Genomic DNA, 12,128 nt, shown 5'->3' on the forward strand with positions numbered 1-12,128 from the left:
TCATGTGCAGGAGACCGCTATCATGCATGCCCGCTGGCTGACCCTCCCCCTGCTGGCCCTGGCCGCCGCCACTTCGAGCTGGGCAGCCGACTGCCCGGCACTGCTCCAGGGCAGCCTGCCGGAGCTGCGTGGCAAGGAGCAGATCGACCTGTGCCAGCGCTTCGCCGGCAAGCCGCTGGTGGTGATCAACACCGCCAGCTACTGCGGCTTCGCCCCGCAGTTCGAAGGACTCGAGGCGACCTACAAGGACTACCACGAACAGGGCCTGGAAATGCTCGGCGTGCCGTCCAACGACTTCAAGCAGGAAGACGCCGACAGCGACAAGACCGCCAAGGTCTGTTACGCCAACTACGGCGTGACCTTCACCATGACCAAGGCCCAGCCGGTGCGCGGCAAGGACGCGATCCCGCTGTTCGTCGAGCTGGCCCGGCAGAGCAGCGCGCCGAAGTGGAATTTCTACAAGTATGTGGTGGACCGCAAGGGCAAGGTGATCGGCAACTTCTCCAGCCTGACCAAGCCGGATGATCCGGCGTTCAGGGCGGCGATCGACAAGGCGATTGCTTCGCAGCCTTGAGGGGGTACCTGGCATTTTTGCCAGTTATTCGCTGGTCGAGCAGATGTTAGGTTGTCGGCATCTACCGCTCGGTTGGGTCTGACATGTCGACTACCTATCTTGCAATGTGTGACTGGCAGCAATCGGTGCTTGGTGATGGCCAGGTGGGCAGGCGCTATACACCCTATGGCGCGTTGCCGCAGGTTGCCGGCCCCCGATTGGCCTATTGTGGGATGCCTTGTGAGGTGCTGACGGGTAACTATTCTCCGGGGAATGGGCACCGGACTTATGATCCTTTATTGAAACGATTCCACTCTCCTGATCGGCTGAGTCCGTTTGGAGATGGCGGTATCAATGCATATGCATATTGCAGTGGGGATCCGATCAATCGCGAGGATCGTAATGGGCGTATTGATGGGTTTATCTTTGCGGCCAAAGCTGCTGCGACGGTTGGTGGAGTGCTGAGTCCGCTGACGCTGGCAGAAGGGGCGGCGGCTATCAATATGACGATCGCGCGAGCAAAGGGGGGAGATAATGCGCCAACAATTTCGCAGATAGCTCTTCAGGCCGGGGTGACTATTTATACAGGAGCCACTGATGTAGTTTCGTTTGCTGTACTTTCCGGCGTGGCGCCTAAATCGGCCTATCCTGGAACAAATCGTGATAAAGCGCAGAAAGGTATGACTGCACGAGGTGTGATCATGATGAATGCACTAGCGATTCCTGCGAGGATTGTTGCATTCAAAAATAACAAAAAATACTATCCAGGTTTTGGCGTTTCGGATCGAACAGGGGAAATAGCTCAGCCTGTAGAGTTGACGACGATTCTTCGTGATACGGGTGGAGAATCAGCAACTACTCCGGATAATTTCGGTGAAAATTTAACGGTTTAATTGATTGGCGTTGGCGATGTTTGATTGTGGGATGGTGAGGTCACATCTCGGTATAGCTGGCATCGCGCGACAATATTGCTTTGGTCTGAGGGGGTATCTGCTCCTGTGTAAGTATAACGTCAGGCCTACGCCCAGACCGAGTCCATGGATGTCCACCTGTGCCTGGTCGGCCGCTTTGCCCTGACGACCAACGTGCGGGTGCGCGGCGATGCCTGGGCGAGCAATGTTGGGTGTAGCATGAAAAAACCGCCACAAGGGCGGTTTTTTCATGCAGCGGGTGCCACTCAGAAGCGGTAGGTCAGCGAAGCACCAACGCCGTGGGCGCTGTTTTCGTACTTGGCCTGGTAGCTGCCCTTGAGGCCAGCTTCCGTCGCGCTGTGCGGCTGGTTGTTGACCTTGGTGTCTTCTTCCCACAGGTAGGAGTAGGCCACGTCGATGGTCATGTCGTCGGTCGGGCTCCAGCCGGCACCGATGCTGAAAATCTTGCGATCACCAGTAGGGATGCGCGGGGAGCGGTTGGTGTTGTTGGTCGGCGACTGGTCAACCGAGAAACCGGTGCGCAGGACCCACTCCTTGTTCACCTTGTAGGAGGCGCCGATGGCGTGAGCCCAGGTGTCGTGCCAGTTCTGTTCCTCGTTGATGGTCTTGAACTGCCCGGCAGGGCCTGCCGGCACTTCGTTGTTGACCGTGATGTTTTCCAGGCGGCTCCAGCGGGTCCAGGTGCTGCCTGCGTACAGGGTCCACTGGTCGTCCAGTTCGTGGGTGACCGAGAAGTCCACCGACTCGGGGGTCTTGATCTTCAGGGTGGCATCGAACTTGTTGCCGTCCAGGCCGAGCAGCGGGTAGCTGACCTTGGTCTTGCCTTCGAGCTTGTAGTCGACCATCGAGTGGTAGGTCAGGCCGACGCGGGTGCGGTCGGTGGCCTGCACCAGGACACCGATGTTGTAGCCGACGGCGGTGTCGTCGCCCTTGATCTTCACCTCGCCATCAGCCGGACGCAGCGGCGAGATACTGGCCAGGTTCGAACCCAGCTCGCCCTTGATGCGGTTGATGGTCGGGCCGAAGCCGATCGAGACCTTGTCGTTGAACGCATAGCTCACGGTCGGCTGGAAGGTCACGACCTCGACATGGCTCTTCTTGCCCCAGTAGCGCGCGGCATCGTCGCTACCGTAGTCGGTGACCAGGCCGAACGGCACGTAGACGCCGAAACCGACGCTCCAGTGGTCATCGATGGACTTGACGTAGTAACCCATCGGCACGCCGACCACGGGCACCATGTCACCGTCCATTTCCCCCCCTTTGTTACTGCCGCGTCCGGAAATATCGGACTTGGCGATGACCGCGGCACCACCGACGGTCATCTGGTCGCGCTTCAGGCGGGCCATGCCCGCCGGGTTGCCATACACGGTGCTGGCATCTTCGGCAGAAGAAGAACGACCCGCGAAACCTGTCCCCATGCCGCTGACGCTCTGTTCGTTCAGGGCAAAGCCGCTGGCGAGCAATTGGCTGGAAGCGAGGGCAACGGCAATGCCGAGAGAGGTTTTGAGCATAACTTTTTTCATTATTAGAAAACTCCTTGGGATCTCCGGGGCGAAAAGCTACCAACAAATGCCGCGCTGCGCCATAGGCTGAAACACAGGAGATAGAGCGGTTTTGTAGGACAATCCGACCAAAATTCCGTTTATTCCGGTTGTAGGACGTGTTGGCTCAGGAGGCTGGGGTGAGCATTGGCTCGATACAGTGTTGCCAGGCCTGAGTGAAATCCCGCAGGCGCCCCTGGGGCTGGAAGGTCTGCCGCCAGATCCGCGCCAGGCCCAGCAGATCGTCGGCCGCCGGCAACGGCATGGCCTGCTCTTCGATGAGCATCCAGGCGATGGCAGTGGCGTAGCGCAGGTTGACGGTCAGCTCGAGGTGCGGGCCGCCCAGGAAGGCGTGCTGGCTGGCCAGGCCACGTACCAGGCTGGCCAGTTCGGGGTCGCGGGCCAGGTATTCGTCCCACAGGCAGCGGTGACGATTCCCACCGATCCTGTAGAGCCCATGGCCGCGTCGGTCATGCAGGGCGGCCCCCAGCGCAGACTGGCTTGCGGCAACGCCCAGTAACAAAGCTTCTGCGCTGTCGCAGTGACGACCCAGGTAGACCAGGGTCGGCCGGATCACATATCGACTCAACTCGTTCGCAGCGATGCCCATGATGCCCTCTGCTGGATGCCCTCTGCTGGAAAGGGCCGACGGGCGCTGGAGCTTGGCAGCTGGTGAGTGGTCAGGCCCGCCGGAAGCGGCAGGAGCCGCTCGAGTTGAAGTGTAGTGTGATAACTGTGGTGTAAAGGGCTGTTTTTAAATCGATTGCAGCCCGAAGGCGCGGGGCATATGCCCGCTGGCGATTAGGCCAATTGCCTTCAGGCTGGGTTTTGCATGGCGTATTCATGGCGTGAATCACCCGCCATTCGTTCATGCGGTCAGCGACTGGCGGGTGCGCTCGATCACTGCCTGCAGCGGTTCGGCCCGGTTGTATTGTTCCGGGTAGAGCCGCTCGCTGTGGCAGGCGATGCCATGCTCGTCGACCAGGGTGAAGCTGAAGCTGCCCTTGCGTGGGGCAACGATAAGGCACTTCAGTGGGGCGAAGGCCTGGGAAAGGGTGCCAAAGGCAGCCTGGATCTGTTGATGGTTACTCATATTGTTGGATGTTCCTGCGTAAGACACGGTGTTTGATCCGTGCACAATAGAAACGTTCCAGTGACGTCTTTATTAAGGAGACGCAGAACCTGACTGGAACAGGGCAGCCAGAGGGGCGCATGCAATAGGTGGGCGCTGGGCTGACTGGTAGGTACGACAGAAGGCAGGCAGCACACCGACACCAGGGTTCTGGGCGTCGGGGAAGATCCTGATCAATCTGAAACGTGATTCGTGCTGGGCAAGGTCTGCCGAGTGAATCATCGAATGGGCCGGTCCCGATGGGGCAGTGCCTGCTCGTTGTCGAGCGGTGGGCTGCGGGGACTGAGTGGCCAGAATGACTTCAGCTGGGTACTAACAGGGCGCAACCCTACACGAACATTTCGGGGTTGGCAAGCTTTTGGCATTCTGGCGGGAAGCCGATCATTATGTCGTCAATCGCGCCTGCTGTGAAGAGGGGGAAATGCCCCGGCAATCGCCCGGCTGTACCGTTTTCGTGCACCGTGCTGCCGTTTGTTGGTGCACTTGTACACACTCGGCTGAACAGTTGTAACCCTCCTGCAACATCCTGTGGACGGCTCGCCAATGACTTGACTGGGGGCTTAAGTCAATGAAAAAAAACACTAATTTTTGCTGGTGAAAAAATCGACAGTTTGAGCGAAAGCCCCATTTCACAGGGGTTTGCGGGCTGCCTCAAGGGGTTGTCCACCGAGTTATCCACAGGTTCTGTGGATTGTCCCGGGCGCTTGCTCTAGGACGGGCGTGCCAGCTGTTTCATCGATTGTCCGACAATCGGTGGATTGAGGTGGCATGGGCATTTTCCCTGGGAAAACGTCAAGAAAAAATCATGGAAAAAAATGTCGATCAGCCGAAGGTCGCCCGGGCCAGACCACGAAAAATGGAGTAGAGTGGCGCGCCTCTCGAGTCACCCTTGCTGTTGGTCATGAAGCTTCGCGGTAAACACCTCGCCAGTCCTGATGCCTCGCCATCGCTGCCTTCCCCCAAGCGCTTTTCCCTGAAAGTGGCCCTGTGGCTGCTCGACAGCCCACGCCTGGGCGACAAGCCCAGCGTCAAGCACCTGGCCGGGCGCATGCTCAAGCAGCCCGCGCGCCAGGGCGTGGTGGTGGCCCAGAGCCGCTTGGGGCAGATGCTCTGCCGCGACTGCGGCAATGCCCGCGACCGGCGTATCGGCCATGAATTGCTGCGCCAGGCGGCCCGTGCCGGTGATCGGCGGGCCCAGTTGGAATATGGCCGGTTGTGCCAGTCCCAGGAGCCGGAGCAGGCCCGCTACTGGTTGGAGCTGGCGGCGGGGCAGGGCTCGCAGGAGGCGCGGCGGTTGTTGCGCCAGTGGTTCGGTGGTTAGGGGTATCGATCCTCGCGTCCCCCTGTAGGAGCGACCTTGTGCCGCGAAAGGGCCGCACAGCGGCCCCGGCGATCTTTGCGTCAACACCGAACCCCGGGGCCGTTGCACGGCCCTTTCGCGGCACAAGGCCGCTCCTACAGGGGGCACTGACCAGGCAGCCCTGCCACCAGGCTGATAAGCTGCGCAGCATTCGTCAATGTTCGATCGGGGTAAGCATGACAGTGGATCTGACCAGCATTCTGCTGGGCTTGGTGGCGGGCGCCGTGCCCTGCCTGGGCTGGGTCATGCAGGTGCAGCGCGGCCAGGGCGCGCGCAAGGCCGAGCAGGCTTTGCTCGAGGAGCGCCTGAATGCCGCCCAGTTGACCCAGGCCGGCCTGCAGGCGCAGTTGGAGGCCAGCCGCGACGAGGTCAGCGACCTCAGCGAGGCCAACACCGTCAAGCAGACCCAACTGGCCGCCCAGGGCCGTGAACTGGAACTGCTGCAGATCGACCGCGACAACGCCCGTGACGCCGCCCATGCCTGGCACCTCGAGCGCGCCAACCGCGAGGCCGAGCTGCGTCGCCTCGAGGCCCAAACCGCACGCCTGGAGGCCGAGCTGCGTGAACAGCAGGAGAGCCACCAGCAACGCCTCGAGGACCTGCAGGAGGCCCGCGACACCCTGCGCGCGCAGTTCGCCGACCTGGCCACCAAGATCTTCGACGAGCGCGAACAACGCTTCGCCCAGACCAGCCAGCAGCACCTGGGGCAATTGCTCGATCCGCTCAAGGAGCGTATCCAGGCGTTCGAGAAGCGCGTCGAGGAAAGCTACCAGCAGGAGGCCCGCGAACGCTTCTCCCTGGGCAAGGAGCTCGAGCGCCTGCAGCAGCTCAACCTGCGCCTGTCCGACGAGGCCACCAACCTCACCCAGGCGCTCAAGGGCCAGAAGACCCAGGGCAACTGGGGCGAGCTGATCCTGGAGCGGGTGCTGGAGCACGCGGGCCTGGAGAAGGGCCGCGAGTACCAGACCCAGGTCAGCCTGCGCAGCGCCGACGGCGAGCGCTTCCAGCCCGATGTACTGATCATGCTGCCGGGCGACAAGCAGGTGGTGGTGGACGCCAAGGTCAGCCTGACGGCCTACCAGCAGTTCGTCGGCAACAACGACGAAGCCGCGCTCAAGCAGCATGTGCAGTCGTTGCGCAACCACGTCAAGGGCTTGTCGAGCAAGGACTACAACCGCCTCGAGGGCTTGCACAGCCTCGACTTCGTGCTGCTGTTCGTGCCCATCGAGGCGGCCTTCTCGGCGGCGCTGCAGGCCGAGCCTAACCTGTTCCAGGAGGCCTTCGACCGGCAGATCGTGATCGTCAGCCCTACCACCCTGCTCGCTACCCTGCGGGTGATCGACAGCCTGTGGAAGCAGGAACGCCAGGGGCAGAACGCCCGGGAGATCGCCGAGCGCGCCGGCTGGCTGTACGACAAGTTCGTGCTGTTCATCCAGGACCTGGACGAGCTCGGCGCGCGCCTGGCCCAGGTGGACAAGGCCTACGCCGCGGCGCGCAACAAGTTGTGCGAGGGGCGCGGCAACCTGGTCAGCCGCAGCGAGCAGCTCAAGCTGCTCGGTGCCCGGGCCAGCAAGAGCCTGCCCGCCGAGCTGATCGAGCGCGCCCTGGCCGACGAAGCGCTTACTGAACCAGGCTCAGATGCCGATTGAGCAGGGCGCGCAGGGCCGCTGGCTTGACCGGCTTGGCCAGGTAGTCCAGGCCCGCGGCATGCACCAGGGCGATGGTCTCGTTGCGTCCGTCAGCGCTGATCACCACCCCGGGCACCGGCTCGCCCAGGCGCGTCCGTAGCCAGCCCATCAGCCCGGTGCCGGTCTCGCCGTCATCCAGGTGGTAGTCCACCAGCGCCAGGTGCGGGCGCAGGCCCTTGCCGAGCAGGGCCTCGCATTCGGTCTGGTTACGCGCCGTCCACACCTGGCAACCCCAACGGCTGAGCAGGCTGTTCATGCCGATCAGGATGCTGTCCTCGTTGTCCACGCACAGCACCTGCAGCCCGGCCAGCGGCTGCCCGGCCTGCTCCACGGGGGCGGGCGTCGCGGGCGCGGGGCTGTGGGCGATGGGCACGCTGACGCGGAACACGCTGCCCTTGCCCGGCCAGGAGCGCACCTCCAGCGAATGCCCGAGCACCCGGCACAGGCCGTCGGCGATCGCCAGGCCCAGGCCCAGGCCTTTCTCGGCGCGGGTCTGGTGGCTGTCCAGGCGCTTGAACTCCTGGAAGATCACCTGCAGCTTGTCGTCGGCGATGCCCGGGCCGCGGTCCCACACCTCCAGCCACAGGCGTTCGCCCTGGCGCCGTGCGCCCAGCAGCAGCGGGCTCTTGCCGTAGCGCAGGGCGTTGGTGAGGAAGTTCTGCAGCACCCGGCGCAGCAGCTTGATGTCGCTGTCCACCCGCAGGCGGCTGCCGCGCAGGCGGAACTCCAGGCCTTTTTCGGCGGCCAGCACCTTGAACTCGGCGCCGAGGGTATCGAACAGCTCGTTGAGGGCGAAGGGTTTGATGTCGGGGGTGACCTTGCCGTTCTCCAGGCGCGAGATGTCGAGCAGGTCGCTGATCAGCTCCTCGGCCGAGCGCAGCGAGCTGTCCATGTGCTGCACCAGCTGCCGGGCCTCGTCGTTCATGGCCTCGGCCTGTTGCGACAAGGCGGCGGAGAACAGCCGGGCGGCGTTGAGCGGTTGCATCAGGTCGTGGCTGACGGCGGCGAGGAAGCGGGTCTTGGACTGGCTGACCGCCTCGGCGCGGCTCTTGGCCTCGGTCAGCGCCTGGTTGAGCTGCGACAGTTCGTGGGTACGTTCGGCGACGCGTTGTTCCAGGCCTTCGTTGGAATCGCGCAGGGCTTGCTCGGCCTCGCGGAACGGGGTGATGTCGGTGAAGCTCATGACGAAGCCGCCGCCGGGCATCGGGTTGCCGATCAGCTCGATCACCCGGCCATTGGGGAACAGCCGTTCGGAGGAGTGGGCCCGGCCCTGGCGCATCCAGTGCAGGCGCCGCGCCACATGCACCTGGGCCTCGCCCGGGCCGCACAGGCCGCGCTCGGCGTTGTAGCGGATGATGTCGGCAATCGGTCGGCCGACGCTGATCAGCCCGTCGGGGTAGTTGAACAGCTCCAGGTAACGCCGGTTCCAGGCCACCAGGCGCAGGTTCTGGTCGACCACGCTGATGCCCTGGTTGATGTTCTCGATGGCGCCCTGCAGCAGCGCGCGGTTGAACTGCAGCACCTCGCTGGCTTCGTCGGCGATGCGCACCACGTCCTCGAGCTGCATGTCGCGGCCTTCGATGGCAGCCTTGACCACGGCGCGGGTCGAGGAGGTGCCGAGCACGCCGGCCAGCAGCCGCTCGGTGTGCTCGATCCAGTCGCCGTCGGCGTTCTGGTTGGGGTTGAAACCCTTGCCCTGGCGGTAGGCGAAGCGGATGAAGCTTTGCCGGGCGCGCTCCTCGCCGACGAAGCGCGCGGCAAGCTTGAGCAGGTCGTCGATCTGCACCGCCAGCAGGGGTTTGCTGGAAGGGCGGGCGCTGGTCTGCTGGCCGATGAAGCGCCCGGCCTGCCAGTGCTCGGAAACCCGTGTACGGGAGAGGATCGAGACCCAGGCGAACAGGGTGAAGTTGCCCGCCAGCGACAGCACCACGCCCTGGGTGAGCGGGGTGATCGGCAGGTTGAGCGGGTTGCCGTGCAGCCAGGCCAGCCCTGGGAACAGCTGCAGCGACCAGCCCAGGCTGTGGGCGGCGATCGGCAGCACCAGGGTGTAGAACCACAGGAAGATGCCGGCGGCCAGGCCGGCGAACACGCCGCGGCGGTTGGCCTGTTTCCAGTACAGCGCGCCGAGCATCGCCGGGGTCAGCTGGGTCACCGCGGCGAAGGCGATCTGGCCGATGGTCGCCAGGCTCGCGGTGGAGCCGAGCAGGCGGTAGCTGACGTAGGCCAGCAGCAGGATGACCACGATGGTCACCCGGCGCACCGACAGCATCCAGTGGCGGAACACCTCGAAAGGCCGCTCGGCGTTGTTGCGTCGCAGCAGCCAGGGCAGCAGCATGTCGTTGGAGACCATGGTCGACAGCGCCACGGCCTCGACGATGACCATGCCTGTGGCCGCCGAGGCGCCGCCGATGAACGCCAGCAGGGCCAGGCTCGGGTGGGCCTCGGCCAGTGGCAGGCTGATCACGAACGAGTCGGAGATCACCGTGCCCGGCAGCAGCATCTGCCCGGCCAGGGCGATGGGCACCACGAACAGCGCGGCCAGGGCCAGGTACAGCGGGAACACCCAGCGCGCCAGGCGCATGTCCTGGGGCTCGATGTTCTCCACCACGGTGACGTGGAACTGCCGCGGCAGGCAGATGATCGCCATCATCGCCACGGCGGTCTGCACCACCATCGACGGCCAGTTGATGGTTTCTTCCCAATAATCGTTCAGGTGCACCGACTGCCGGGCCTGGGTGAACAGGTCGTCGAAGCCGTCATACAGGTTGAACACCACGAAGGCGCCCACGGCGAGGAAGGCCAGCAGCTTGACCAGCGACTCGAAGGCGATCGCCAGGACCATGCCACGGTGGTGCTCGGTGACGTCCAGGCTGCGGGTGCCGAAGACGATGGCGAACAGCGCCAGCACCAGCGACACCACCAGCGCGGTGTCCTGCACCCGGCTGCCGGTGGCATCGGCGTTGGCGCCGATCAACAGGTTCACCCCCAGCACGATGCCCTTGAGCTGCAGGGCGATGTAAGGCAGCACGCCGACCAGGCAGATCAGCGCCACCACCACCGCCAGGGTCTGCGACTTGCCGTAGCGGGCGGCGATGAAGTCGGCGATCGAGGTGATGTTCTGCTGCTTGCTGATCAGCACCATCTTCTGCAGCACCCAGGGCGCGAAGATCAGCAGCAGCACCGGACCCAGGTAGATGGGCAGGAACGCCCACAATTGTTCGGCGGCCTGGCCGACCGCGCCGAAGAAGGTCCAGCTGGTGCAGTACACCGCCAGCGACAGGCTGTAAACCCAGGCGCGCAGGCGCGGCGGCAACGGCGTGCTGCGGCGGTCGCCATAGAAGGCGATGGCGAACATGATGGCCATGTAGACCAGGGCGACCACGGCGATCAGCCCGCTGGACAACGACATGCAAACTCCGGAGCAAAAATAGAAACGCGGTCCCGATCAATCAGTCTGGCACGCAGGGCGCGGTTCGTCAGCGCCGACCATGGTCGCAGTGGCAGGACGTCGCAGGGACCATCGCGGGGCAAGTCGCATCGGCGCACCGCCGCTCCCACGAATGTCGAGCTGCCCTTGGGCGTGGGAGCGGCGGTGCGCCGATGCGACTTGCCCCGCGATGGCATCACTCAGCTCGGCGCGTCCCCAGCCAGTAGAACACACCGGCCAGTATCACCGACCCGATCAGCAGATAGAACACCGCCACCGGCACCAGGTGCCCGAGCGCGACGCCCACCAGCACCGGCCCCAGTGCCGCGCCCAGGTTGCCCAGGTTCTGTGCGCCGTAATAGATGCCGCGCAGGTGCTCCGGGGCGATGAGGTCGATGAACATGTACTCGGCCGGAATCACGATGATCTCGCCCAGGGTGAACACCAGCATCGCCAGGCACCAGGCCAGCGCCGTGCCGGCCAGGGAAAAACCCAGCAGCCCGGCGACGAACAGGCCCATGCCGGCCATCAGCCAGGGCATCAGTCGGCGCCGGTCGATGCGCTTGCCGATCAGGTACTGCAAGGCGATTACCGTCACCGCGTTGGTGGTCACCAGGTAGCCGACCAGCCGCGCCGCCTCGGCGGGGTTGCGGGTCACCACCAGGTACTGCGACAGGTAGGCGGTGAACTGGCCGAACACCACCGCGCTGAGCACGCCGCCCAAGGTGAAGCATACCAGCCGCCGGTCGCGCAGCAGGCCCAGCGCCACCTGGCCGAAGCCGGCGCCGGGCTGCGGCCGGTCCTGGGGCTGCAGGTCGCGAACGCCCAGGCGCTGGTAAGCCAGGCACATGGCAAGCCCAATGAGTGCCGAGACCACAAAGGGCAGGTGGCCGTCCACCTCGATCAGGGCCACGCCGAGCATCGGCCCCACGGCATAGGCGATGTTGCTCAGGGTGTACTTGATGGCGAACACCTCGGCGCGCTGCTCCACCGGCAACAGGGCGCAGAAGGCGGCCTTGGCGGCGATGTCGACCAGCGCCAGGGCCAGGTTGATCACCACCAGGCAGAGAAAGAACAGGGCGGCCGAGCGACTGGCGATGGCGCCGACGAAGGCCAGGGCGAACACCAGCAGGCTGGCGATCACCAGGGTGTGGTTGCGCACGGTGTCGACCAGGTGCCCGCCATACAGGCTCAGCAGCGAGGCGACGATCAGCGCGCCGCCGATCACCAGGCCGATACGGCCGACTGAAAGCTGGAAGTTGTCGGCCAGGTAGACCACCAGGTAAGGCAGGGTGATCGCCCGCGCCATGGTCAGGGTAAAGGTGGTGAGCAGGAGCAGGCGTACCGGGTTGGGGTAGCGCTTGAGGGCGGTGAGCATCGACAGGTCCTTGTCATTATTGTCATCAGGAAAACCGCGCCAAGCATATTCCAGGGCCTGGGGTTTTAGCTATATCTACAAAACAGATAACAGATAGAGAAATTACCCGTTATATAG

The 12,128-nt window shown here is 63.9% G+C and carries 9 protein-coding genes; 4 read left to right on the forward strand and 5 right to left on the reverse strand.

Going from position 1 to position 12,128, the window contains the following annotated elements; genetic code table 11:
* Positions 1 to 22 precede the first annotated feature (22 nt).
* Positions 23 to 574 (forward strand): glutathione peroxidase, encoded by a 552-nt coding sequence (locus POF53_RS02780; protein WP_186712762.1) that lies wholly within the window; start codon positions 23 to 25, stop codon positions 572 to 574.
* 83 nt (positions 575 to 657) lie between these two features.
* On the forward strand, positions 658 to 1,446 hold the full coding sequence (locus POF53_RS02785; protein WP_498966271.1) for an RHS repeat-associated core domain-containing protein: 789 nt from the start codon (positions 658 to 660) through the stop codon (positions 1,444 to 1,446).
* Positions 1,447 to 1,730: 284 nt separating this feature from the next.
* Here POF53_RS02785 and POF53_RS02790 read toward each other — a convergent pair whose 3' ends face one another.
* The 3 genes from POF53_RS02790 to POF53_RS02800 form a co-directional block, all read right to left on the reverse strand.
* Positions 1,731 to 2,996, reverse strand: coding sequence for an OmpP1/FadL family transporter (locus POF53_RS02790; RefSeq protein ID WP_498966273.1), 1,266 nt, complete (start codon positions 2,994 to 2,996; stop codon positions 1,731 to 1,733).
* A gap of 157 nt (positions 2,997 to 3,153) precedes the next feature.
* Positions 3,154 to 3,636 (reverse strand): hypothetical protein, encoded by a 483-nt coding sequence (locus POF53_RS02795; RefSeq protein ID WP_232856723.1) that lies wholly within the window; start codon positions 3,634 to 3,636, stop codon positions 3,154 to 3,156.
* A 258-nt stretch (positions 3,637 to 3,894) separates the two neighbouring features.
* Positions 3,895 to 4,119, reverse strand: a complete 225-nt coding sequence (locus tag POF53_RS02800; protein ID WP_050704563.1) for a hypothetical protein — start codon at positions 4,117 to 4,119, stop codon at positions 3,895 to 3,897.
* Between the two features lie 940 nt (positions 4,120 to 5,059).
* Here POF53_RS02800 and POF53_RS02805 point away from each other — a divergent pair.
* Together POF53_RS02805 and POF53_RS02810 are read left to right on the forward strand one after the other, a co-directional pair.
* A complete protein-coding gene (locus tag POF53_RS02805; protein ID WP_203647670.1) occupies positions 5,060 to 5,479 on the forward strand; it encodes a tetratricopeptide repeat protein in 420 nt (139 codons plus the stop codon).
* Between the two features lie 215 nt (positions 5,480 to 5,694).
* Positions 5,695 to 7,167: a DNA recombination protein RmuC gene (locus tag POF53_RS02810; protein ID WP_498966276.1), complete on the forward strand. Its 1,473-nt coding sequence runs from the start codon at positions 5,695 to 5,697 to the stop codon at positions 7,165 to 7,167.
* Here the strand turns inward: POF53_RS02810 and POF53_RS02815 are convergent.
* Together POF53_RS02815 and POF53_RS02820 are read right to left on the reverse strand one after the other, a co-directional pair.
* A complete protein-coding gene (locus POF53_RS02815; RefSeq protein ID WP_498966278.1) occupies positions 7,139 to 10,615 on the reverse strand; it encodes a hybrid sensor histidine kinase/response regulator in 3,477 nt (1,158 codons plus the stop codon). The two genes, POF53_RS02810 and POF53_RS02815, sit on opposite strands and share 29 nt — an antisense overlap.
* Positions 10,616 to 10,829: 214 nt before the next feature.
* A complete protein-coding gene (locus tag POF53_RS02820; RefSeq protein ID WP_203647668.1) occupies positions 10,830 to 12,011 on the reverse strand; it encodes an MFS transporter in 1,182 nt (393 codons plus the stop codon).
* Positions 12,012 to 12,128: the final 117 nt, after the last annotated feature.

Origin of the sequence: Mitsuaria sp. RG (assembly GCF_028369275.1) — a bacterium.
Lineage (GTDB): Bacteria > Pseudomonadota > Gammaproteobacteria > Pseudomonadales > Pseudomonadaceae > Aquipseudomonas > Aquipseudomonas peradeniyensis.

Bases quoted from the DNA above. Each gene is read 5' to 3' on its own strand.
- POF53_RS02820 (WP_203647668.1), bottom strand. From the start codon at position 12,011: ATGCTCACCGCCCTCAAGCGCTACCCCAACCCGGTACGCCTGCTCCTG.
- POF53_RS02805 (WP_203647670.1), top strand. From the start codon at position 5,060: ATGAAGCTTCGCGGTAAACACCTCGCCAGTCCTGATGCCTCGCCATCG.
- POF53_RS02790 (WP_498966273.1), bottom strand. From the start codon at position 2,996: ATGCTCAAAACCTCTCTCGGCATTGCCGTTGCCCTCGCTTCCAGCCAA.
- POF53_RS02795 (WP_232856723.1), bottom strand. From the start codon at position 3,636: ATGGGCATCGCTGCGAACGAGTTGAGTCGATATGTGATCCGGCCGACC.
- POF53_RS02780 (WP_186712762.1), top strand. From the start codon at position 23: ATGCATGCCCGCTGGCTGACCCTCCCCCTGCTGGCCCTGGCCGCCGCC.
- POF53_RS02815 (WP_498966278.1), bottom strand. From the start codon at position 10,615: ATGTCGTTGTCCAGCGGGCTGATCGCCGTGGTCGCCCTGGTCTACATG.
- POF53_RS02810 (WP_498966276.1), top strand. From the start codon at position 5,695: ATGACAGTGGATCTGACCAGCATTCTGCTGGGCTTGGTGGCGGGCGCC.
- POF53_RS02800 (WP_050704563.1), bottom strand. From the start codon at position 4,119: ATGAGTAACCATCAACAGATCCAGGCTGCCTTTGGCACCCTTTCCCAG.
- POF53_RS02785 (WP_498966271.1), top strand. From the start codon at position 658: ATGTCGACTACCTATCTTGCAATGTGTGACTGGCAGCAATCGGTGCTT.